Origin of the sequence: Actinomadura sp. CNU-125, from assembly GCF_001942465.1 — a bacterium.
Taxonomy (GTDB): domain Bacteria; phylum Actinomycetota; class Actinomycetes; order Streptosporangiales; family Streptosporangiaceae; genus Spirillospora.
The window spans coordinates 1-21,828 of the sequence record NZ_MKJY01000532.1; the positions used below are offsets into that span (position 1 = coordinate 1).

21 protein-coding genes and 2 pseudogenes are annotated in these 21,828 nt (G+C 73.5%); 7 read left to right on the forward strand and 16 right to left on the reverse strand.

Going from position 1 to position 21,828, the window contains the following annotated elements; translation table 11 throughout:
- The 5 genes from BJF79_RS39695 to BJF79_RS39715 form a co-directional block, all read right to left on the reverse strand.
- The coding region (locus tag BJF79_RS39695; protein ID WP_158079437.1) for a tetratricopeptide repeat protein at nt 1-816 on the reverse strand (816 nt) is incomplete at its 3' end.
- Nucleotides 720-1,172: a hypothetical protein gene (locus BJF79_RS54580; protein WP_075905147.1), complete on the reverse strand. Its 453-nt coding sequence runs from the start codon at nt 1,170-1,172 to the stop codon at nt 720-722. The genes BJF79_RS54580 and BJF79_RS39695, both read right to left, overlap by 97 nt.
- A gap of 56 nt (nt 1,173-1,228) precedes the next feature.
- Entirely contained in the window at nt 1,229-1,675 is a 447-nt protein-coding gene (locus tag BJF79_RS54585) for a hypothetical protein (RefSeq protein WP_075905149.1), read from the reverse strand.
- Nucleotides 1,672-2,247, reverse strand: a complete 576-nt coding sequence (locus BJF79_RS39710) for an RNA polymerase sigma factor (protein WP_075905151.1) — start codon at nt 2,245-2,247, stop codon at nt 1,672-1,674. The genes BJF79_RS54585 and BJF79_RS39710 overlap by 4 nt, the downstream gene beginning before the upstream one ends.
- 93 nt (nt 2,248-2,340) lie before the next feature.
- Nucleotides 2,341-3,156, reverse strand: coding sequence for a S8 family serine peptidase (locus tag BJF79_RS39715; protein WP_075905153.1), 816 nt, complete (start codon nt 3,154-3,156; stop codon nt 2,341-2,343).
- 609 nt (nt 3,157-3,765) lie between these two features.
- On the opposite strand from BJF79_RS39715, the gene BJF79_RS39720 reads away from it, so the two are divergent.
- Nucleotides 3,766-4,260 carry a DUF3145 domain-containing protein gene (locus BJF79_RS39720; RefSeq protein WP_075905155.1) on the forward strand — a complete coding sequence of 165 codons (495 nt, stop codon included), beginning with the start codon at nt 3,766-3,768 and terminating at the stop codon, nt 4,258-4,260.
- Between the two features lie 285 nt (nt 4,261-4,545).
- On the opposite strand, the gene BJF79_RS39725 is transcribed toward BJF79_RS39720, so the two are convergent.
- The 9 genes and pseudogenes from BJF79_RS39725 to BJF79_RS39765 form a co-directional block, all read right to left on the reverse strand.
- Nucleotides 4,546-5,853 carry a beta-ketoacyl-[acyl-carrier-protein] synthase family protein gene (locus BJF79_RS39725; protein ID WP_075905157.1) on the reverse strand — a complete coding sequence of 436 codons (1,308 nt, stop codon included), beginning with the start codon at nt 5,851-5,853 and terminating at the stop codon, nt 4,546-4,548.
- A gap of 79 nt (nt 5,854-5,932) precedes the next feature.
- Complete coding sequence (locus tag BJF79_RS39730; RefSeq protein ID WP_075905159.1) at nt 5,933-6,184, reverse strand: acyl carrier protein; 252 nt, start codon at nt 6,182-6,184, stop codon at nt 5,933-5,935.
- A gap of 60 nt (nt 6,185-6,244) precedes the next feature.
- Nucleotides 6,245-7,216, reverse strand: a complete 972-nt coding sequence (locus tag BJF79_RS39735; protein ID WP_143220812.1) for a beta-ketoacyl-ACP synthase III — start codon at nt 7,214-7,216, stop codon at nt 6,245-6,247.
- Entirely contained in the window at nt 7,210-8,142 is a 933-nt protein-coding gene (locus BJF79_RS39740) for an ACP S-malonyltransferase (RefSeq protein ID WP_075905161.1), read from the reverse strand. Before BJF79_RS39740 ends, BJF79_RS39735 begins: the two co-directional genes overlap by 7 nt.
- Before the next feature lie 93 nt (nt 8,143-8,235).
- On the reverse strand, nt 8,236-9,357 hold the full coding sequence (locus BJF79_RS63865) for a PucR family transcriptional regulator (protein WP_262403268.1): 1,122 nt from the start codon (nt 9,355-9,357) through the stop codon (nt 8,236-8,238).
- A 669-nt stretch (nt 9,358-10,026) separates the two neighbouring features.
- Nucleotides 10,027-10,800 (reverse strand): annotated as a pseudogene (locus tag BJF79_RS63870) (acyltransferase family protein); the annotation flags it as partial.
- Entirely contained in the window at nt 10,793-11,743 is a 951-nt protein-coding gene (locus BJF79_RS39755) for an alpha/beta hydrolase (RefSeq protein ID WP_075905163.1), read from the reverse strand. The gene BJF79_RS39755 and the pseudogene BJF79_RS63870, both read right to left, overlap by 8 nt.
- Before the next feature lie 177 nt (nt 11,744-11,920).
- Complete coding sequence (locus BJF79_RS39760) at nt 11,921-12,586, reverse strand: response regulator (protein ID WP_075905165.1); 666 nt, start codon at nt 12,584-12,586, stop codon at nt 11,921-11,923.
- Entirely contained in the window at nt 12,583-13,875 is a 1,293-nt protein-coding gene (locus BJF79_RS39765; protein ID WP_075905167.1) for a sensor histidine kinase, read from the reverse strand. The genes BJF79_RS39760 and BJF79_RS39765 overlap by 4 nt, the downstream gene beginning before the upstream one ends.
- 84 nt (nt 13,876-13,959) lie before the next feature.
- Here BJF79_RS39765 and BJF79_RS39770 point away from each other — a divergent pair, with 84 nt between their 5' ends.
- Nucleotides 13,960-14,982 carry a PHP domain-containing protein gene (locus BJF79_RS39770; protein WP_075905169.1) on the forward strand — a complete coding sequence of 341 codons (1,023 nt, stop codon included), beginning with the start codon at nt 13,960-13,962 and terminating at the stop codon, nt 14,980-14,982.
- Here BJF79_RS39770 and BJF79_RS39775 read toward each other — a convergent pair whose 3' ends face one another.
- On the reverse strand, nt 14,983-16,332 hold the full coding sequence (locus BJF79_RS39775; RefSeq protein WP_262403261.1) for a tannase/feruloyl esterase family alpha/beta hydrolase: 1,350 nt from the start codon (nt 16,330-16,332) through the stop codon (nt 14,983-14,985).
- A gap of 216 nt (nt 16,333-16,548) precedes the next feature.
- On the opposite strand from BJF79_RS39775, the gene BJF79_RS39780 reads away from it, so the two are divergent.
- The 5 genes and pseudogenes from BJF79_RS39780 to BJF79_RS39800 all read left to right on the forward strand — a co-directional run.
- Nucleotides 16,549-17,322, forward strand: a complete 774-nt coding sequence (locus BJF79_RS39780; RefSeq protein ID WP_075905171.1) for an ABC transporter ATP-binding protein — start codon at nt 16,549-16,551, stop codon at nt 17,320-17,322.
- Nucleotides 17,309-18,010, forward strand: coding sequence for an ABC transporter ATP-binding protein (locus BJF79_RS39785; RefSeq protein WP_075905173.1), 702 nt, complete (start codon nt 17,309-17,311; stop codon nt 18,008-18,010). Before BJF79_RS39780 ends, BJF79_RS39785 begins: the two co-directional genes overlap by 14 nt.
- A 10-nt stretch (nt 18,011-18,020) precedes the next feature.
- Nucleotides 18,021-19,262 (forward strand): ABC transporter substrate-binding protein, encoded by a 1,242-nt coding sequence (locus BJF79_RS39790; protein WP_075905175.1) that lies wholly within the window; start codon nt 18,021-18,023, stop codon nt 19,260-19,262.
- Nucleotides 19,263-19,272: 10 nt separating this feature from the next.
- Nucleotides 19,273-20,136, forward strand: coding sequence for a branched-chain amino acid ABC transporter permease (locus tag BJF79_RS39795; protein WP_075905177.1), 864 nt, complete (start codon nt 19,273-19,275; stop codon nt 20,134-20,136).
- A 92-nt stretch (nt 20,137-20,228) separates the two neighbouring features.
- A pseudogene (locus BJF79_RS39800) lies at nt 20,229-20,996 on the forward strand (branched-chain amino acid ABC transporter permease); the annotation flags it as partial.
- A gap of 195 nt (nt 20,997-21,191) precedes the next feature.
- On the opposite strand, the gene BJF79_RS63875 reads toward BJF79_RS39800, so the two are convergent.
- On the reverse strand, nt 21,192-21,593 hold the full coding sequence (locus BJF79_RS63875) for a PucR family transcriptional regulator (RefSeq protein ID WP_410050203.1): 402 nt from the start codon (nt 21,591-21,593) through the stop codon (nt 21,192-21,194).
- Between the last annotated feature and the right edge of the window lie 235 nt (nt 21,594-21,828).

A 21,828-nucleotide genomic window follows, 5' to 3' on the forward strand; every position in this document is an offset into this window, starting at 1 on the left:
GTGTTCGCGCGGTAGCCGAGCCGGGCGGCCACGTCGCCGACCCGCGCGGCGGCCCGACCCGCGCGAGGAGGTGCCCGGCGGGACGTCCGAGGGCGAGGGCGGTGCGGCCGCGATGACGCGCGCACCCGCGGCGGCGTCCGCCCAGCCGCCGCGGCCGAGCCGGTCGGCGGTCGCGGCGGCGCTGCGCACCAGGACCGGCGAGCGCTCCCCGGCCGCCCAGCGCGCCCGCAGCAGCACGTGCTCGGCGAGCAGCGTCCAGCCGGTGCGCTCCTGCTCGGCGAACGCGGCGAGCGCGCGCTCCGCCGTGCGGACGGCCTGTTCGGGATCGTCGTCGTCCAGTTCGGCGTGGGCGAGCAGCAGGAGGCCGTCGGCGGTGTCGCAGCGGTAGCCGTGTTCGGCGGCGGACGCGAGGGCCTTCTCCAGGACGGGACGCGCCTCGCCCGGCAGGCCCGCCGAGATCAGCGTCTCCGCCTGGTCGAACCGGCACTGCGCCAGGCGTTCCCCGGACAGAGACGGCTCGGCCTCTGCATAGAGCCGAAGCGCGCGCGGGACGTCCCCACGCCGGGACACCACGAACGCCAGATTGCCCGTGGACATCGCCGTCTGATGCTCCAGCCCTGCCGCCTTGGCCACGTCGACGGCTTCGCTGAGGGCCGCCTCCGCCGCGGCGAATTCGCTCTGGAACGCCCGTGCGAGACCCAGATTGTTCAGCAGCCCGTTCAGAACCGCCGGATCGTGGCCACGACGAGGACGGGCAGCGCGCGCGCCGCCGCGTCCTGCGCCTCGGTCAAGCGTCCCGCCCGCGCGAGGGCGCAGGCCGTGTTCGCCGCGAGCCGCGCCGCGTCCGTCCCGCGCAGGACGCCCTCCGCCTGTGCGGCGTGCGCGAGCGCCCCGGCGACGTCACCGTCCGCGGACAGCAGGCCGACGAGGCTCATCCGCACCCGCGCCGCCGCGTACGCGCCGTCCGGCGACGCCTCCGCGATCTCCAGCGCCCGGCGCAGGAGCTCCAGCCCCTCTGCCAGCCGACCCAGTTCCTTGGCGGCGAGCCCCGCCGCGCGGAGCGCGGGGACCGCCGCCTCGCCCGTCTCGTCGCCGAGCAGCGCCAGCGCCCGGGCGTGCGCGGCCGCCGGGTCGGTCGCGACGAGCGACAGCAGATCGTCCCGTCCGGCCACATCCGGGTCCGGGGCGCCCCGTCCGTATACATCCGGCCTCGGCCGGTTCCGTCCGGTCACACTCGGACCCAGCTCGTCACGACGGTCGCGCCGTCGTCCAGGCGGAACACCAGGCTGACCAGGCCCGCCGGGACCTCCGGCAGGCAGAACAGCCCGCCCGGTTCCACCCGGACGCCCGGCGGGTCGGCGGGCAGGTCGCGGTGCCGCACCACGACCGACGCGGGCGCCGGGACGACCCGTCCGGACATTTCCCGGAACCGCCCGGTTCCGGTGACCCGAACCTCGACCGTCGCGTCCGGGCAGGTGAACGTCAGCGTGCGCGCCTCCTCCCCGCGCGTCCCGCGCGCGGCGCCCCCGCCCTGCTCCAGCGACAGCTCCGCCAGCGTCGCCGCGGGCAGCCGCCACCCGAGCGCCGCGCGCCCGGCCGCCAGGACGTCCCCCGGGACCGGATCGAGGACGGTGAAGGCGTCCCGGACGCCCGCCAGCAGTTCGTCGTCGTTCACCGCAGCAGCCTCCGCAGCGCGTCCAGGCAGCGCGCCCGGGTGGGGCCGACGCTGCCGAGCGGGATGCCGAGCGCCGCCGCCAGTTCCGCGTGGCCGGGGGACAGCGCGTACAGGCGCAGGAGCGTGCGGCAGCGCTGCGGCAGTCTCCGCAGCGCCGCGCCGACGCGCCCCACCCGGTCGCGTTCCAGCACGACCCTGTCCGGGGCCGGTTGCGCGGACGGCCCCACGAACCCGCCCGCGGACGGTTCGGCGGGCCGCGCCATCGGCAAGCGCGCGCCCTGCCCCCGGACCGTCCGCAGGCTTTCGCGGCGCGCGGTCGTCACCAGCCAGACCCGGACCGCCCCGGCCTCCCGCACCGTGTCGATCCGCTCGACGAGCCGCAGCCACGTGGTCTGCACGACGTCGCGGGAGTCGTCGTCGTGCAGACCGTGCGAGCGGGCCACCGCCCACAGCAGCGGGCTGTGCTCCGTCACCAGCCGGGCCCACGCGGCGCCGTCGCCGTCGCGGGCCCGGGCCACCAGTGCGCAGGCGTCGTCCGTACCGACGCCCGCGGATTCGTTGTATCGGGCCAATGAGAACTCCCTCCGAGCCCCCCGCGGACCGACAACTTTACGATTCGAACAAGTGCATGTACCCAGAGTTACCTTTTCGCCATCGTGCCGTAGTCAAGACCTGATGATTACGCCGAGGTCCGGGTGGGTAGGCCGGTTCGGCTGGTCGAGAATCCTTTCCGCGGCGGTCGCCGGGGCGAGCCCCTCGGACGCCGCGAGCCCCGCGATCAGCCCCGCCACCATCGGCGTCGCGAACGACGTCCCGCTCCACGTCGCGAACCCGTCGAACCGGTCGGGGTCCGCGCCGTCCACCGGCGGCCGCGGCCCGTCGAACCGGACGAAGCTGCTCTCCACGTCCACCCCCGGCGCGGCGGCGTCCACCCACCAGCCGTAGTTGGAGAACCAGGCGCGGTCGTGCCCGTCCCCGTCGAGCGCGGCGACCCCGATCACCGGCTTGAGCGCGGCGGGCCAGAACGGACGGTCGTCCGCCGCGTTCCCCGCGCACGCCACCACGACCGTCCGGCGGCCCAGCCCGGCGATCGCCCGCGACAGCACCGGCGACGGACGGTCGTCGTAGGTGTGGCAGCCGAGCGAGAGATTCACCACGTCGGCGTGGTCGCGGTCGGCGAGCCGCGCCAGCGCCCGGATGACGCCCAGTTCGTCTCCGACGCCGTCGCCGCCGAGCACCCGGCGCGCCCGCAGCCGCGCCGTCGGCGCGTGCCGCAGCACGACGCCCGCCACGAACGTCCCGTGCCCCGCCTGCGCGTCCAGCTCCCGGTCGAGGTCGGCGTCGAGCACCTCCGCGTCCTCCTCGCGCTGCTCCCGGAACCAGTCCGCGTCCTCGTACCAGGGGTGCGGCGCCAGGCCCGTGTCGAGGATCGCGACGGTCACGTCCCGGCACGCGTCCGCCGCCGGGCGCGGCGCCGGCACCGGGCTCGCCCGAACGCGGCCGGTCCGCGGGCCCGCTCCACCACATCGGCTGCCCGTGCACCAGGTGGTTCGGCGCCGCCGCGAGCCGCCGGTGCGGGCCGTCCCCGCCCAGTTCCGCCGCCAGCTCGCACACGTCGGGTTTCGCGAGGGCCCGCAGCCGCAGCCGCGCCACCCCGGCCCCGTCCTCCCGCGCGTCGCACCAGCGCCGCACCAGGTCCTCCGCGGCGGCGGCGTCGGGCCCGGCGACCAGGAGCTGGTCGCGGCGGATCAGCGCGGGACGTCCCGGCACCGGCTCCACCACGATCGCGTCCCGGTGCCGCGCCAGCACCCGCTCCAGAACCGCCTGCTGATCGAACATCCGTCCTCGCCTCCCGTCGATCGTCCGTGCACACATGGTGCCGCAACCGTGACGATGCGTAGCGCGAAACCGTGCACGGCGCCCATCGGGGACGATCAACGGTGTGCATGGCGTGGTCAAGTGTTCGACAAACAGCGAACTCGCGGTGGTGCGACCCGTGCCGATGATGCACAATGAGGGACGCGGACGCCGACCCGGGACGTATGAGGCCGTAGGGGAAGACGAGCCTCGGTACAGATCCAGGAGGTCCGGTGACCGCACGTGGCGTTTTCTACGTCCACTCCGCGCCACCTGCGCTGAGCCCGCACATCGAGTGGGCCGCCGCAGGTGTCCTCGGCGTGCCCGTTTCCCTTGAATGGGCCGATCAGGCGGCCGCGCCGGGGACGCTGCGCGCCGAACTGCATTGGGAGGGCAAGCCTGGGACGGCCGCGGGCATCACGTCGGCGTTGCGGAGCTGGAAACTGGTGCGCTTCGAGGTCACCGAGGATTCCACTCCGGGCACCGACGGGGTCCGCTACAGCTTCACCCCGACGCTCGGGGTCTTCACCGGCGTGATCGGCGCCAGCGGCGACGTCATGGTCCCCGAGGACCGGCTCCGCACGGTCATGGCCAACGCCGCCGTCGGCAAGGCCAACCTCGAGAACGAGCTCGACCGTCTCCTCGGCACCCCGTGGGACAACGAGCTCGAACCGTTCCGCCGCGCCGGCGACGGCGCGCCGGTGCGCTGCTGCACGCCGCCGGTCTGACCGTCGACCGGAGCGTAGCCCTGCGGAGCGGAGGTCACGGTCAGACGGCCGCCTTTGCCGGGGGGTGTGGGGGGTCGCCCCCCACAATGACGAGTCTGACCGTCGACCGGCGGCCGGGCGCAGGCGTCCGGTGCCGGCTGGAGCGTGCCCGTCCCGCAACGAGCATGCCCCCGCCGCACCGGCACGCCGCCCCGGCACGCGAACGGCCCGGACCCCATCGGGGCCCGGGCCGTGAAGCCGAGAACGCTCAGCTCAGACGGGTCATTGCGGGGGGCGACCCGCCGCTCAGACGGCGCGTTCGAACGCGACCGACACGTTGTGGCCGCCGAAGCCGAACGAGTTGTTGAGCGCGGCGGCCGGGCCGTCCGGGAGCTTGCGCGGCTCGTCGCGCGCGATGTCCAGGTCGACCTCGTCGTCCATGTCCTCCAGGTTCGCGACGGCGGGGACGAGCCCCTCCTTCAGCGCGAGGAGGGTGAAGGCCGACTCCAGCGCACCGGCGCCGCCGAGCAGGTGCCCGGTCATCGACTTGGTCGCGGTGATGACGGCGCCGCGGGCGGCGTCCTCGCCGAGGCCCGCCTTGATCGAGGCGAGTTCGGCGACGTCCCCGGCCGGGGTGGAGGTGGCGTGCGCGTTGATGTGCACGATCTCCTCGGGCCGCAGGCCCGCGTCGGCGAGCGCCCGCTGCATGGCCTTGGCCTGCCCGGCGCCGCTCGGGTCGGGCAGCACGATGTCGTAGGCGTCGCCGGAGTAGCCGCAGCCGGACGCGTAGCCGATGACGTCGGCGCCGCGGGCGCGGGCGTGCTCCTCCGACTCGAAGATCATCACGGCGGAGCCCTCGCCGAGCACGAACCCGTCGCGGTTCTTGTCGTACGGACGGGACGCGCGCGCGGGCTCGTCGTTGCGCGTCGACATCGCCCGCATGGCGCCGAACGAGGCCATCTGCAGCGGGTGGATGCAGGACTCGGTGCCGCCGCAGATCACCACGTCGGCGCGGCCCGCGCGGATCATGTCGATGGCGTAGCCGACGGCCTCGCCGCTGGACGCGCAGGCGCTGACCAGCGCGTGCGAGCCGGCCATCGCGCCGAACTCGATGCCGACGTGCCCGGAGGCGCCGTTCGGCATCAGCATCGGGACGGTGAAGGGCGAGACCCGCGACCAGCCCTTCTCCCGGAACACGTCGTAGCTGTTGAGGGCGGTGTGCAGGCCGCCGATGCCGCTGGACAGCACGACGCCGAGCCGCTCGCCGTCCACGGTGAAACCGCCGTCGACGCCGACCCGCTCCATGCCCTTCTGCGGCTTGCCGCCGGTCGGCGGTGCGAACCCGGCGTCCACCCACGCCTCGCGCGCGGCGATCAGCGCGATCGCCTGGTTGCGGTCGAGGCGGCGCATCGTCTGCCGGGGAATGATCTCGGACGGGTCGACCTTCAACGTCGCCGCGAACTTCACCGGCACGTCGTCGATGTTGTCCCAGTCCAGCTTGCGGACCCCGGATTCTCCGGCGAGCAGGGCGGACCAGGTCGACGGCATGTCGCCGCCGAGAGGGGTCGTTGCACCGAGACCTGTCACCACGACCCTGGTCTGGCTCTTGCTCATGATGGTTCTCCTTGCCGGCGTGGAGGGGGGTTCGGATCGGGCGCGCCGTCCGGGGCGGCGGCGCGCCGTCCCCGCGTCGTCAGTCCTTCTTGAGCTTCTGGACGAAGTTGATGACGTCCTGGACGGTCTTGAGGTTGCGCAGCTCGTCGTCGGGGATCTCGACGCCGAACTCGTCCTGCGCGGCCACGGCGATCTCCACCATCGACAGCGAGTCGATGTCGAGGTCGTCGATGAAGTTCTTCTCCGGGGTGACCTCGTCCTTGTCGATCCCGACGATGTCGTCGATGATCTTGGCCAGGCCCTCGAGGATCTCGGCTTCGGCGACTGCCATGGTTCTTCTCTCTTTCCTTCAGTGGGTTGGTCCGGGGTCGCGGCGCGGACGAGCGGCGACCTACGGGATCTGGATGACCTGGGCAGCGTAGGACAGCCCGGCGCCGAACCCGACCAGGAGGGCCGGGGCGCCGGACGGCACGTCGCCGCGTTCGATCATCCGGGACATGGCCAGCGGGATGGACGCTCCCGAGGTGTTGCCGGAGTGGACGATGTCGTCGGCCACGACCGCGTTGACGGCCTTCACCTTGCGGGCGATCGCCTCGATGATCCGCAGGTTGGCCTGGTGCGGGACGATCGCCGCGAGGTCCTGCGGGGCGACTCCGGCGCGCTCGCACGCCTCCAGCGCGACGGGCGCGATCGCGGTCGTCGCCCAGCGGAAGACGGCCTGGCCCTCCTGCCGGATGAACGAGTGCCGGTCCGGAATGATGATCTTGTCGAAGCCTTCGCCGTCGCTGCCCCACACGACCGGGCCGATGCCGGGCTCGTCGCTGCCGGTGACGACCGCCGCGCCCGCGCCGTCGGCGAAGATGATGCAGGTCGTCCGGTCGGTCCAGTCGAGCCACTGCGACATCTTCTCGGAGCCGATGACGAGCACGTTGCGCGCGCTCCCGGCCCGGACGGCGGCGCTGGCGGTGCCGAGCGCGTAGCAGAACCCGGCGCACGCGGCGTTCAGGTCGAACGCGCCGGGCGCGTCGATGCCGAGGCGGTGCGCGACGGCCGCCGCGTGGCTCGGCATCGGCGACTCCGCCGAGCAGGTCGCGAGGATCACCAGGTCGATGTCGGACGGGGCGAGGCCGCTGTTGGCGAGGGCCTTGCCGCCCGCGTGCACGCCGAGTTCGACGATGCCCTCGTCGTCGGCGGCGATGCGCCGCTCGGCGATGCCGACGCGGCTGCGGATCCAGGCGTCGTCGGTGTCGATGCTCTTCGCCAGGTCGTCGTTGGTGACGACCTTGGCGGGCCGGTAGTCGCCGAACGCGAGGATCCTCGCGCCGGCGGCGACCTCGGGGATGCGGAGTCCCGCGCTCACGATGCGCCTCCCGTCGTGTGCGCCTTGATCAGCTCGCGGGCCTTGTCGAGGTCCGCGGGGGTCTTCAGGGCGACCAGCTCGACGCCCTTGAGTTCGCGCTTGGCGAGCCCGGTGAGCGTACCGGCGGGCGGCAGCTCGATGATCCCGGTGACGCCGAGTTCCCGCATCGTCGCCATGCAGGCGTCCCAGCGGACGGGCGCGCTGACCTGCTCGACGAGCCGTCCGACGAACTCGCGGCCGGAGTCGACGGCGGCGCCGTCGCGGTTCTGCAGCAGTGTCGTGCGCGGGTCGGCGACGGGCGCGCCGGGCGCGAGCCGGCGGAGCGTGTCGACGGCGGGCGCCATGTGCCCGGTGTGGAAGGCACCGGCGACCGACAGCGACCGGAGCCGCGCCTTGGCGGGCGGTTCCGCGGTGAACTCGGCGAGCTCCGCGGCGGTCCCGGCGGCCACGATCTGCCCGGCGCCGTTGACGTTCGCGGGGGTGAGCCCGTGCTTGTCGATCGCGGCGAGGACCTCGTCGGCGTCGCCGCCGAGCACGGCCGTCATGCCGGTCTCGGTGACGGCGGCGGCCTCGGCCATCGCGCGGCCCCGCTCCCGGACGAGCACCAGCGCGGCCTCGGGGCTCAGTACTCCGGCGATCGCGGCGGCGGCCAGTTCCCCCACGCTGTGCCCGGCGACCGCGTCCGGCGCCGCGTCGGTGTCGGCGTACAGGACCTCGTGCGCGGCGAGGGCGGCGGCGACCAGCAGCGGCTGCGCCACGGCGGTGTCGCGGATCTCCTCGGCGTCGGCGGTCGTCCCGTACCGGACCAGGTCGAGCCCGGTGACGGCCGACCACCACGCCAGCCGGTCGGCGACGCCTGGGATCTCTAGCCATGGCTCTAGAAAGCCGGGGGTCTGAGCGCCCTGGCCGGGCGAGGCGACGAGAATCACAGCGACAAGCCTGCCGGTAAGGGGTCCCCGGTGCCGATGCGGATGAGCACGAAGTTTCGCCGTGAGGCTTTGTAAGACACCTACAAGCGTGGATCAGGTGCGAAGTGCCCGATTCGCGAACCTTCCGAGGACGAGCGCGATCCGCAGCGTGAAGGCGTTGCGCCCGTCCGTCGGCGCCAGCCCGGTCAGCTCGCTGACGCGCCGCAGCCGGTACCGGACCGTGTTGGGGTGGACGAACAGCATCCGCGCCGTCGCCTCCAGCGACGACCCCTGCTCCAGGTAGGTGGTGAGCGTGTCGAGCAGCGGGGCCCCGGCGGCGAGCATCGGGTTGTAGACGCGGTCCACCAGGTAGCGGCGGGCGTCGTCGTCGCCGTCCAGCGCCCGCTCGGGCAGCAGCTCGACGGCCGCCACGGGGCGCGGCGCGTCCGGCCAGCCCGCGGCGGCGCGCAGCCCGGCGACGGCGGCCTGCGCGGACATCGTCGAGTCGTACAGGTCGTCGACCTGCGGCCCCACGACGACCGGCCCGGGACCGCACTTGGCCGCGATCGGGCGCGCCGCCTCCAGCGGGTCGATGTCGCCGCCGACGATGACGATGACCCGGTGCCCCTGGACGCCCGCGAGGACGTCGGCGCGCGCGCGCCGCGCGGCGATCTGCATCTGGTCGATCGTGACCTCGGGCTCCTCGTCCTCCGGGGTGAACCCCGCGATGACGGTGACGGGCTTGGACGTCCAGCCGAGCGCGGCCGCCCACGAGTGCATGCCGTCGTCGACCTCGCCGCGCATCACCGCGTTCACCACGAGCGCCTCCAGCCGGGCGTCCCAGGCGGCGCGGGTCTCGGCGGCCCGCGCGTACACCTGCGCCGCGCCGAACGCGACGTCGCGCGTGTAGCGCAGGATCGCCTCGCGGAGCTGCGCCTCCCCGCCGGGCGCGGCCAGCTCGTCCAGCCGCGTCTCCACCACGTCGATGATCACGCGGATCATGTCGATCGTGTGGTGCAGCTTGATGGAGCGCATCAGCTCGCGGGGCGCGGTGCCGAACACCTCCCCGGCGATGGCCGGGCGGGACCGCTCGTCGTTCTTGAACCACTCCACGAACGCGGCGATGCCCGCCTGGGCGACGAGCCCGATCCAGGAGCGCTGGTCGGGCGGCATCCGCCGGAACCAGGGGAGCTTGTGCTCCATCCCGGCCAGCGCCGCGGTCCCGAACGTGCCCATGGCCTTCTCCAGGCGCAGGGTCGTCTGCTCGCGGATCGCGGCGGGGTCGGCGGCGGGATCGGCGGCGGGATCGGTCTCGGCGTCGGGATCGTTCACGGTGGTCACCTTCCCAGGGTGCCACTCCGCCGCCGATGACCCGTCCGCGGCCACGCGGAAGGCCCTCACCTGCGCCGGGGCTTTTCGAACCCGCGCACGGCGAGCACGAGCCCGGCGAGGACGAGCGCGAAGACCGGCAGCCACCCGACCCGCTGGACGATCCACGCCGCCCCGTCCGGACGGCCGTGCAGGCCCCCGACGGCCCCGAACGCGAGGGCCGCCCCGACCGTCACCGCCATCATCGCGGTCTGGTGCCACAGGTAGATGGTCATGGCGGGACGGTTCGCGGCCGACACGACCGACCACACGCGGGGCCGCCGCGTCCAGCGGGTCAGCGGCCCGTGCAGCAGCAGCGCCAGAGTCTGCGCGAGGCCGAACGCGACGGCGGCGAGCGTGGGCGGGCTGAGGTTGGAGATCTCGGCGCCCGGCACCCCCACCATGCTCGCCGGGTACCCGGCGAACGCGACCAGTGCGGCGCCGCGGCGGCCCCGCCGGCCAGCAGCCCGGCGGCGTCCGGCGTGACCGCAGCGCCCCGCGCGCCCACCCGACGCCGAGGTAGAACGGCAGGAGCCAGCCGGTCAGGACGGTGCACCAGCCGATCCACGCGGGCGCGCCGAACGCGAACCGTCCGGCGTCGACGAGCGCGGTCGCGGCGACGAGCCCGGCCGCGCCCCACGCGCCGAACCGGTCCCACAGCGCGGCGACCGCCGGGGTCAGCGCGGTCAGCACCACGAAGACGGCGAGGAACCACAGCGGGCTGAGCACCAGCTTGACCAGGGCGTGCAGCGTGTCGCCGCCGAACCCGGCCCACGACAGCGCCGCGACGACCGGCACCCACACGACGGCCAGGACCGGCAGCGGCCGCGCGAGCCGCCCGAGCCGTCCCGCGAACCGGCGGCCCCACGGTTCGTCCGGGCGCAGGCCCTTCGCCGCCGCGTACCCGCCGACCAGGAAGAACAGCGCGAGCGTCTGCAGCACCCAGGAGACCGGCGCGAGCTCCGGCATGGCCTTCAGGGGGCTCGTGACGTGCAGGTCCGTGGCGTCCGTTCCGGCGGCCACGAACGCGGTGACGAACCAGTGGCCGAGGACGACCCCGAGGATCGCGAACGCCCGCAACGCGTCCACCGCCCGATCCCGCTCCACCGGACGGTCCCGGACGGGCCGGTCGCGGCCGGGCCGGTCGCGGTCGGTCGGCGTGTAGCGGTCGGCGGTCCGGTCGTGCGCGGCGTCGCCTTCGCTGCCCGAATCGTGTCGGTCGCGGGTCGTCGGCCGCCCGGGCCCGGTCGTGTCGTCGCGTTCCGCGTTCGGATCGTGCCGGCGGGACGGGGGGAGCGGGACGTCAAGCATGGGTGACCTCCGAGTCGTGGCCGAGCGCGATGAGGGCGAGGTTGCGGAGCGCGGCGGAGCCGGGCTTCAGGTAGGCGCTGTGGGGGCCGGTTCCGGCGTCGAACCGGACGGCGCCGAAGGCGGGGGAGACCGGGTCGGGGCCGAAACCGAGCCCCGCGAAGCGGACGTGCGGGACGAACCGGGTCCAGTCGCCGGTCGAGCGGCCCGCCCAGACGGTCGCGGACGTGCGCAGCCCGGAGACGTCGTCGGCGGTCGTGCCGGGGCTGCCGAACAGGGCGATGTCGTCCACGCGGAGGGCGCCGAGACCGGGGGCGGCCTTGCCGCACACCACCGACCCGTAGCTGTGGCAGAGCAGGGCGAACCGGGCCGTCCCGTTCACCCGCGCGACGCCGGTGAGGAACCGGCCGAGCCGCCGGGCGCCCGACTCGGCGCGGTCGCCGGTCAGCACGTCGAGGCCGAGCGTCGAGGGGGAGCGGTAGCCGAGCCAGGCGATCACCGCGATGCGGGCGGACGGCGCCTCGGCCGCCATGCGTCGGTGCAGGGCGCGGGCCCCGCCGCCCGCGAACTTGACGGAGTCGTAGACGGCGAGGGTGTTGTCCGCGCCCGGCACGACGACGGCGATCCGGTCGGCGCGGCGGAGGTTGCCGATGACCTCGACGGCGCGCCCGTCGCCGCGCGGGTCGAACGCCAGGAAGCGCCGTCCGGGGGTCAGGAAGGCCGACAGCGCGCGGGCCCGGTCGTCGTCGCCGGTGCGCGCGGCGGTCGCGCGGGCGCGGGCGATGTCGCGTCCGGCGGCGGCGAACCGGGCGTCCAGCGTCGCGGCCGACAGCGCCGGGGCCGGAGCGGGCGCGGCGTACGGGTCGGTCGCGGCCGTCGCGGCGACGCTCGAACCCGCCGCCATGAGCACCGAGAGGGCGGCCGCGGTTCTGCGAAGCCTGCGCATGGGGGGCGTCCTTCCTGGTCAGCGAGGTGAAGCACTGACTAGGAAGGTAGAAATCGGCGCCCGTAACGGAGATCAACCGACGGTGCGGTCTTTACGCCTCACACCCGGGTATGACGGACGAGCCCCCGGTATCGGGCGGGCGCGGATCGGGCGAGCCTCCGGTATCGGGCGGCGGGCTCAGTCGCCCGGACGGACGAGCCCGACCTCGTACGCGTAGACGATCGCCTGCGGCCGGTCGCGCAGCTCCAGCTTCATCAGGATCCGCCCGAAGTGCGTCTTCACGGTCTGCTCGGCCAGCACCAGCCGTTCGGCGATCTCGCCGTTCGACAGCCCGCGCGCGACCAGCCCGAGCACCTCGGTCTCCCGCTCGGTCAGCTCGTCCAGCCGCTTGCGGGACGGCGCGCGCGGCCCGCCGAGCCGGGAGAACTCCGCGATCAGCCGGCGGGTGATCGACGGCGACAGCAGCGCGTCGCCCGCCGCGAGGATCCGCACCGCGTCGGACAGTTCGGTCGCGGAGGCGTCCTTGAGCAGGAACCCCCCGGCGCCGGCGCGCAGCGCCTCGTACACGTAGTCGTCGAGGTCGAACGTCGTCAGCATGAGGACCTTGGGGGCGTCCCCGGCGCCGTCCGCGAGCAGCCTGCGGGTGGCTTCCAGCCCGTCCATCACCGGCATGCGGACGTCCATCAGCACCACGTCCGGGCGCAGTTCGGCGACGCGGCGCAGTCCCTCCTCGCCGTTGACGGCCTCGCCGACGACCTCGATGTCGGGCTGGGCGTTCAGCAGGACGCCGAACCCGGATCGCACCATGCCCTGGTCGTCGACGATCACGACCCGGATCGTCACGTCGCGTCCCTGTTCTTCTCGGGCAGCGTGGCGGTCACGGCGAATCCTCCCTCGGACGTGGGCTCGGCGGTCAGCCAGCCGCCGAGCATGGCGGCGCGCTCGCGCATCCCGACCAGCCCGTGGCCGCCGCCGGTCGCGAACCGCTGCTGGCCGCGGCCGTCGCCCGGCGGGCCGTTGACGACGCTGATCGAGAGTACGCCGTCGGCGCGGGCGGCTTCGACGTCGACCCGTGATCCGGGGGCGTGCCGCATCGCGTTGCTCAGCGCCTCCTGCAGGATCCGGTACGCGGTCAGCCCCACGCCGGACGGGAGGTCGGCGAGGTCGCCGGTGAGCCGTGCCGTCACGTCCAGCCCGGCGCCGCGGGCCCCCGCGACCAGCTCGTCCACCCGTTCCAGGCTGGGCTGCGGCGCGGTGTCGGAGCCGCTTTCGGACCGCAGGACACCGAGGATGCGCCGCAGTTCGGTGAGCGCGTCGAGCGCGGTCGAGCGGATCTCGGCGAGGTCCTGCCGGGTCACGTCCGGGACGGCGTCGCTCTTGTAGGGCGCGGCCTCCGCCTGGATCGCGATCATCGACATGTGGTGCGCGACGACGTCGTGCAGTTCGCGCGCGATCCGCTGCCGCTCGGTGAGGACGGCCTCGGCGTCGGCGTGCCGCCGCTCCTGTTCGGCCAGCTCCCGCCGCGACGTCCGCCGGACGCGCATGGCGTAGCCGACGGCCAGCGGCAGCAGGATCAGGACGGACGAGCCGGGCGCGGTCTCCGGGTCCTTGATCCACACCCCGGCGAAGGCCATGATCCCGGCGCCCAGCGTGATGTTCCCCGTGCACCGCACGGCGACCGTGTAGAGGCACATGATCGCGGCGAACGCCCCGGCCGGGACGTACGGGACGCTCAGCCAGTCGCTGACGCCGATGAGCGCCATCGCCACGAAGCTCAGCCGCCACGCGGCCAGCGGATGCCGGTCGCGCAGCGCGAGCGGCGCGCACGACGCGATCGAGATCAGCAGGAGGGTCTCCTCGCCCGGGTACCGCCCCCGCTCCACGCTCTCGGTCTCCAGCAGCGACTTCGACGCGGCGATCATCCCGATCGTGACGGCGAACCAGAAGAGGTTCTCCACCACCCCGTACGGGATCCGGCCCACGCCGAGGCGCCGGGTCCAGCGCAGGGGGGCGGGCCAGGGACGGTCGAGCGGCGCGGATTCGGCCCGTCCGGTCACCGCCGCGGCCAGCACCCCGTCCAGCAGTACCGTGCGCAGCAGGCTCGGTTCGCCCGACCTCTTCTCCTCGGCCATGCCGACCAGGCTAGAGATCCGGCGGCCGCACCCGGATGACCCCGTGGTGGGACACCACCGTCATACCTGGGTACTCCCCGGGTCGTGGAGCCCGTCGAAGCGCTGCGCCGGATCGCGTTCCTCCTCGAACGCGCCGGCGAGCCCACCTACCGCGTGCGGGCGTTCCGCACGGCTGCCGCCCGGGTCGAGGGCATGTCCCGGAACGATCTGGACGCCCGCGCCCGTGCGGGCGCGCTGACCGACCTGCCGGGCGTCGGCAAGGTCACCGCGCTCGTCGTCGAGGAGGCCCTGCGCGGCGAGACGCCCGTCTACCTGCGGCGCCTGGAGGCGACGGAGGGCGAGCCGCTCGACGCGTCCGCCGCCGCGCTCCGTGCCGCGCTGAAGGGCGACCTGCACACCCACAGCGACTGGTCCGACGGCGGCTCGCCCGTCCGGGAGATGGCGGAGGCCGCCCGCGCGCTGGGCCACGACTACATCGCGCTCACCGACCATTCGCCGCGCCTGACCGTCGCGAACGGGCTGTCCGCCGACCGCCTGTACCGCCAGCTCGACGCCGTCGCCGAGCTGAACGCCGAGTTCGCGCCGTTCCGGATCCTCACCGGCATCGAGGTGGACATTCTCGACGACGGCGCACTCGACCAGGAGCCCGATCTCCTCGACCGTCTCGACGTCGTCGTCGCGAGCGTCCACTCGAAGCTGCGGATGGACCGCGTCGCGATGACCGCGCGCATGGTGAACGCGGTCATGAACCCGGCGGTGGACGTCCTCGGCCACTGCACGGGACGGATCGTCAAGGCGGGCGGACGGCGCGGCGGCCTGCGCCCGGAGTCGGAGTTCGACGCGGAGCTGGTCTTCGACGCGTGCGCCGTGCACGACGTCGCCGTCGAGATCAACTCCCGGCCCGAGCGGCTCGACCCGCCCAAGCGGCTGCTGCGCCTCGCCGTCGAGGCGGGCTGCCGGTTCGCGATCGACTCCGACGCGCACGCCCCGGGCCAGCTCGACTGGCAGCCGCACGGTTGCGAGCGCGCCGCCCGCTGCGCCGTCCCGGCGGACCGGATCGTCAACACGCTCCCGGTCGCCGACCTCCTGGCCTGGACGAACGCGTGATCACGAGCCCAGCGAGCAGGTGTTCAGCGTGTCGGTGCCGCCGGACGGCTTCGGCAGCGTCGCGCTCGGGGGCGGCGCCGTGCCTTCGGCCGTCCACGCCTCCAGCGCGGTGAACGCCGAGCGCATGCAGGGCAGCAGCGGGCGCAGGCGGTCGGGGTGGGCGTCGACGAGGCCGTCGGTGTGGTTCGCGCCCTCGACGCGGTAGTACCGGAACGGCGCCTTGCCCCGGTCGCGGACGAGCGCGGCGTAGGCGTCGCCGTTGCTCCCGATCGGCAGCAGGGAGTCGTAGGTGCCCTGGAGGCTGATCAGGGGTTTGCGGATGCGGCCGGTGAGGGAGACGCGGTCGACCGCGCGGCGCACCTCGCGGGGGCGGGACGCGAAGTCGTATTCGGCCTCCGCGCCCTCGTAGCCCGGGTCGAACTCTTCGCGGTAGATGCGCTGGGTCAGCTCCCAGTAGACCTGGTCGTGGTACGGCCAGAGGAACTCCGAGCCCGGCGCGAGACCGGCGTCGACGAGGTCGCCGTGCGCCGACGCGTCGCCGGAGGCGTAGGCCGGGTAGGCGCGCAGGATCTGCGGCAGGTAGGTGAACAGGTTGGGGCCGTCCGCCCGCCACAGGGTGCCTTCGGCGTCGATGCCGCCGTCGTAGAGGCGGGGGCGGTTCTCCAGTTGCCAGCGCACGAGGTAGCCGCCGTTGGAGATCCCCGCCGCGTAGGTGCGGGACGGGCGGTGGCCGTAGTGGCGGGCGGCGGTCTGCTGCGCGGCGCGGGTGAGTTCGGTCAGGCGGCGGTTCCACTCGGCGACGGCGTCGCCGGGGCGGCGTCCGTCCTTGTGGAAGTCGAGGCCGCTGTTGCCCTTGTCGGTCGCCGCGTACGCGTATCCCTGCGCCAGCACCCAGTCGGAGATCGTGACGTCGTTGGCGTACTGCCGCCGGTTCCCGGGCGACCCGGCGACGACGAGGCCGCCGTTCCACCGCTCCGGGAGCCGGATGACGAACTGGGCGTCGTGGTTCCAGCGTGGTGGGTGTTGAAGGCGGAGTCGTCGCGGAAGTACCCGTCGATCTGCGTGCCCGGGACGCCGCTCGGGTTGCGCGTCCCGGACGCGTGCAGCCCGGCGTAGTCCGCCGGGACGGTGTGACCGGACGCGACGGTCCCGGCGGTGGTGAGATCGTCGAGGCAGGCGGCCACCTGCTTCTGCGCGCCCGGTACGGACGGCGCGGGTTCGCAGCGGTGGTTCTCCTGCGCGCGCGCCGGGCTCGCCAGGGCGAGGGGCAGCAGGGTCAGGAGGCCCGCGGTCAGCAGGGTTCGGACGGTCGGCATTACGGCTCCTCTGGACGGAGGCGAGTGCCGACATCCTCGGACGCGCGCGCCGGGCCGGCCACGTGCCCGTCCCACATAGGCGTGCGCCGTCCCATGTGAAAGTGCCCGCCACCTGCGAGTGATGTGGATCACATCCGTATCACCCGGGCGGAATGTGTCGATTGGTCACATAGTCCCTTTCGTGGCGGCGGCCTAGCGTTCCCGAGCACGGCGGCCCGGTGTGGTCCGGGTCACCATGGGAGGAGGGCGCATGGGCGCTACCGTCCGGCCGGGGCCGGTACTGACGGCGCGCGGCCTGGTCAGGGAGTTCCGCGGGTTCCGCGCCGTCGACGGCGTGGACCTGGACGTCGCGGAGGGCGCGGTGCACGCGCTCGTCGGGCCGAACGGCGCGGGCAAGACGACGCTGTTCAACCTGCTCACCGGCTTCCTCAAGCCGACGTCCGGGAGCGTGCAGCTGGCCGGGCGGGAGCTGGCGGGCAGCAGCCCGGAACGGATCGCGCGGCTCGGCCTGGCGCGGTCGTTCCAGATCACCAGCCTGTTCGCGGAGCTGACCCCGCGCCGGCACGTGGAGCTGGCGCTCGCCGGGCGCACCGGCCTCGGCTGGCGGTTCTGGAAGTCGGACCGCTCGCTCGGGCGGTTCGCCGGCCGCGCCGCCGAGCTCCTCGCCCAGGTCGGGCTAGAGGAGCACGCCGAGGTCCCGGCGGGCGCGCTCGCCTACGGGCGCAAGCGCGCGCTCGAACTCGCCCTCGCGCTGGCCCTCGACCCGAAGGTGCTGCTGCTGGACGAGCCGACCGCCGGGATGGGCGTCGAGGACGTCGACCGCACCGTCGAGCTCGTCCGGCGGGTCCGGGACGGCCGGACGGTCGTGCTGGTCGAGCACAACATGAGCGTCGTCTCCAGCCTCGCCGACCGGGTCACCGTGCTGCAGCACGGCCGGGTGCTGGTGGAGGGCCCGTACGCCGAGATCCGCCATGACCCGCAGGTCATCACCGCCTACCTCGGAGACGCCCATGCTGCGAGTTGACGGCCTGTCCGCCTGGTACGGCGAGGCGCAGGCGCTCCGGGACGTGTCGCTGCACGTGGACGAGGGCGAGATCGTCACCCTCGTCGGACGCAACGGCGCGGGGAAGACCACGCTGCTGCGCTGCCTGATGGGCCTGCACGCGGGCGCGTCCGGAACCGTCCGGTTCCTCGATGAGGACGTCACCGCCCTGGGGCCGCACAAGCGCGCGCGGCGCGGCCTCGGTTACGTCCCGGACGACCGCGGAATCTTCGCCACGCTGTCGGTCGAGGAGAACCTCCTGCTCCCGCCGAGGACCGCCGGGAAGGGCCCCGAGCCCTGGCCGCTGGAGCGGGTCTACGAGACGTTCCCCCGGCTCAAGGACCGCCGCCGGTTCCCCGGGACGAAGCTGTCGGGCGGCGAGCAGCAGATGCTCGCGCTTGCCCGGGTGCTGCGCACCGGCGCCCGGCTGCTGCTGTGCGACGAGCCCACCGAGGGACTGTCGCCGCTGATCGTCGCGCAGATCGGCGACATCCTGCGCGAGGTCAAGGCCGCGGGCGTCACCGTCCTGCTGATCGAGCAGAACGTGCACTTCGCCGCCACCGTCGCCGACCGCCACCACCTGCTCGCCGAGGGCCGGATCGTCCAGTCGATGGACAACGACGAGGTCCGTGCCCGCGAGAGCGAACTCCTGCAGTACCTCGGAATCTAGGGAGAGCCCGATGAAACTCTTGGGACGCTCGGCCGCGCTCGCGACCGCCGGAGCCCTGCTGGCCGGCTGCGGCGCGGGCGGCCCCGGCGGGGGCGGGGGAAAGATCAGCGACGACAAGATCGTGCTGGCGGTGCTGACCGACCAGTCCGGCGTCTACGCCGACCTGTCCGGCGAGAACGCCGTGAAGGCCGTCGAGATGGCCGTCGCCGACTTCGAGAAGAAATACGGCGACAAGGCGGTCGCGCCGGAGATCGAGGTCGTCTCCGCCGACCACCAGAACAAGCCCGACATCGCCAACACCAAGGCGCGGGAGCTCTACGACCGGCAGAAAGCCGACATGATCGTGGACGTGCCGACGTCCTCGGCCGCGCTCGCCGTCGCCAACGTGGCGAAGGGCAAGAAGCGCGTGTTCATCTCCGTGGGGGCGGCCACCACCGCGCTGACCGGCGAGCAGTGCAACAAGTACACCTTCCACTACGGCTACAACAGCTACATGCTCGCCCACGGGACGGGCACCGCGCTCACCAAGTCGGGTTCCGAGAACTGGTACCTCGTCTACCCGGACTACGCGTTCGGGCAGGACATGGAGAAGACGTTCAGCGCGTCGATCAAGGCGGCGGGCGGGAAGGTCGTGCAGTCCGACCCGACCCCGTTCCCCAACGACAACTTCTCCACGTTCCTGCTGAAGGCGCCGAACCTCGACCCCAAGCCGGACGTCATCGGCGCCATGCAGGCGGGCGGCGACCTCGTCAACCTCGTGAAGCAGTACAACGAGTACAAGCTGCGCGACAAGGGCGTGGGCCTCGCGGTCGGGCTGATGTTCATCACCGACATCCACTCGCTCGGCTCGAAGGCACTGGAAGGCACCCGGTTCACCGACTTCTGGTACTGGAACCAGGACGACGACAACCGCGCGTGGGCCGACCGCTTCCAGAAGGAGACGGGCGCGCGTCCCACGGCCGTCCACGCGGGCGACTACTCCGCGGCCCTGCAGTACCTGGAGGCCGTCCAGCGCGCCGGGACCGACAAGTCCGACACGGTCGTGAAGGAACTCGAAGGCCACAAGGTGAACGACATGTTCACCTCGACCGGGACGATCCGCGCCGAGGACCACCTGCTCACCCACGACTCCTACCTCGCCGAGGTCAAGGCGGAGAGCGACGTCGCCGAGCCGTGGGACTACGAGAAGATCGTCGAGACGATCCCGGCGGCCGAGGCGTTCCAGGCCCCGGACCCCGCCTGCAAGCTCTGAGGCGGCCCCGGTGCTGGAACAAGCCTTCAACGGCCTGGTGGGCGGGGCGTTCTACGCCCTGCTCGCCCTCGGGCTCGCGGTCATCTTCGGGATGCTCGGCGTCGTCAACTTCGCGCACGGCGCGTTCTACATGCTCGGCGCGTTCGGCTCCTACGTCCTCCTCGACTCCTTCGGCGTGAACTTCTGGATCGCGCTGCCGCTCGTCCCGCTCGTCCTGGGCGTGGTCGGCGTCGCGGTGGAACGGCTGTTCATCCGACGGCTCGCGCCCCTCGATCCCCTCTACAACTTCCTGTTCACCTTCGGGCTGGCCCTGATCCTGCAAGACCTCGTCAAACGGCAGTACGGCGTGCAGTCGCAGCCGTATCCGCGCCCGTCCGCGCTGAACGGCTCGATCGACCTCGGCCTGTTCAGCTACCCCGCGTACCAGGTGTTCGTGCTGGCCGTGTCGCTCGTCGTGTGCGGCGCGGTGTGGTTCGTGCTGGCCCGCACCCGCGTGGGCATGATCGTCCGGGCGTCCACCGAACGCCCCGAGCTGACCCGCGCCCTCGGCATCGACGTGGCCCGCTGGGTGACGCCCGTGTTCGGGTTCGGCATCGCGCTCGCCGGGCTCGCGGGCGTGCTCGCCGCGCCGATGCGCGCGGTGAACCCGCTGATGGGCGCCGACCTGATCGTCACCGTGTTCGCCGTCGTGGTGATCGGCGGCCTCGGCTCGGTGTTCGGGTCGGTCGCCGCCGGATTCGCGGTCGGGCTGGTGTCGGCGCTCGGCAACTACTACGTGCCGTCGCTGTCGCAGACGCTCGTGTTCATCCTGATGGCGGCCGTGCTGCTGTGGCGCCCGGCCGGACTGTTCGGCCGCGAGGAGGTCACGCTGTGATCCTGTCCAAGCTCGCCGGACGGCCCGTCCTGCTCGCCGTCGGGCTCGTCGCGGCGCTCGCGCTGCCCTGGTTCGTCTACCCGCCGGTCGCGATGGACATCGTCTGCTGGGCGCTGTTCGCCGTCGCCGTCGACCTGCTGCTCGGCTTCACCGGGCTGCTGTCGTTCGGGCACGCCGCCTTCTGGGGCGGCTCGGCGTACGCGACCGGCCTGATCGCCCTGCACTCCGGCCTGCCGTTCCCCGTCGCGATCCTGGGCGGCGCGGCGTTCGCGGCGCTGCTCGCGCTCCCGATCGGGTTCCTGTCCGTCCGCCTGCGCGGCATCTACTTCGCGATGGTCACCCTGGCCTTCGCGCAGATGGTGTACTTCGTCGCCAACCAGTGGAGGGACGTCACAGGGGGAGAGAACGGGCTGCAGGGCATCCCCAGGGAACTGTTCGGGCTCGACCTGTCCGACCCGTTCTACTTCTACTACGCCGGTCTCCCGTTCATCTTGGCCGGACTGTTCGCGGCCTGGCGCATCGTCCGTTCCCCGTTCGGGTGCGTACTGATGTCCATCCGCGACAACCCCGCACGGGCGCGCGCGCTCGGCTACAGCGTCGACCGCTTCAAGCTGCTCGCGTTCGTCCTATCGGCGGCCCTGTCCGGGCTGGCCGGCGGCATGTTCGCCATCGGCCACGGCTTCGCGTCCCTGCAGGGCGTGTACTGGACGACGTCGGGCGAGGCCGTGATGATGGTCGTCCTCGGCGGCATCGGCACCCTGTGGGGCGGCGTCATCGGCGCCGCGCTGATCGTCGAGCTGAACGACTACCTGGCCACCGCCGGGTTCCAGGAGACCGGGATCATCACCGGCGGGATCTTCATCCTCGTCGTGCTGCTGTTCCGGCGCGGCGTCTGGGGCACCGCCCGCGACCTCCTCGCGGCCCGCACCGCGCGCCGCCGTCCGGCGGAGGAACCCGCCGGGGAGAAGGCCGAGACGCCCGCGAGGACGCACGCGCGTACGGGCCGCCGTCCTCCGGGACGCGCCCGTACGCGTGTTCGCGGGGGTTCCGGCGGATCAGCGCAGCCGGTGCAGGCGCAGCGCGAGCTGCAGCTCCAGGGCCCGGTCCGGCGACTGCCAGTCCTCGCCGAGCAGCCGCCCGATCCGGTCGAGCCGCTGGCTGACCGTGTTCACGTGGATGTGCAGCTCCTGCGCCGTCCGGGCCAGGCTCCCGCCCGCCCCGAAGTACGCCTCCAGCGTCCGGACGAGCGCCGTGCCGCGCCGCTCGTCGTAGTCGGCGACCGGCCCGAGCGACCCGGCGAGGAACCCCGGCACGTCCCGGTCGTCGCCGATCAGCAGCCCGATGAACCCCAGCTCGGACGCGCCCGCACCGTCGCCGCGGCGGCCCAGCGCCACCAGCGCGTCCGCGCAGCGCTGTGCCTCCCGGTGCGCCCCCGGCACCTCGCCCGGTCCCCGCACCGGGCCGGCCGCGCCGACCGTCGCGGGACCGCCCAGCGACGCGCCCAGCTCCTTGGCGACCCGCCGCGCGGCGTCGCCCGGCCGTCGCCCGGCAGCAGCAGCACCGGACCTCCTCGACCCCGCGACGCGGCCAGCCCCCGCTCCACCGCCGCGAACGACGACGCCCAGAACTCGGCGCGCCTGCGCAGCTCGCGCGACTCGTACCGGGCCGACAGCACGACGTGCGGCGCGGTCA

What these genes read in the sequence shown, in the direction of transcription:
- BJF79_RS39780 (WP_075905171.1), top strand. Translation starts at nt 16,549, where the DNA reads ATGGGCGCTACCGTCCGGCCGGGGCCGGTACTGACGGCGCGCGGCCTG.
- BJF79_RS39765 (WP_075905167.1), bottom strand. Translation starts at nt 13,875, where the DNA reads ATGGCCGAGGAGAAGAGGTCGGGCGAACCGAGCCTGCTGCGCACGGTA.
- BJF79_RS39725 (WP_075905157.1), bottom strand. Translation starts at nt 5,853, where the DNA reads ATGAGCAAGAGCCAGACCAGGGTCGTGGTGACAGGTCTCGGTGCAACG.
- BJF79_RS39775 (WP_262403261.1), bottom strand. Translation starts at nt 16,332, where the DNA reads ATGTCGGCACTCGCCTCCGTCCAGAGGAGCCGTAATGCCGACCGTCCG.
- BJF79_RS39755 (WP_075905163.1), bottom strand. Translation starts at nt 11,743, where the DNA reads ATGCGCAGGCTTCGCAGAACCGCGGCCGCCCTCTCGGTGCTCATGGCG.
- BJF79_RS63865 (WP_262403268.1), bottom strand. Translation starts at nt 9,357, where the DNA reads ATGGGCACGTTCGGGACCGCGGCGCTGGCCGGGATGGAGCACAAGCTC.
- BJF79_RS39785 (WP_075905173.1), top strand. Translation starts at nt 17,309, where the DNA reads ATGCTGCGAGTTGACGGCCTGTCCGCCTGGTACGGCGAGGCGCAGGCG.
- BJF79_RS39790 (WP_075905175.1), top strand. Translation starts at nt 18,021, where the DNA reads ATGAAACTCTTGGGACGCTCGGCCGCGCTCGCGACCGCCGGAGCCCTG.
- BJF79_RS39730 (WP_075905159.1), bottom strand. Translation starts at nt 6,184, where the DNA reads ATGGCAGTCGCCGAAGCCGAGATCCTCGAGGGCCTGGCCAAGATCATC.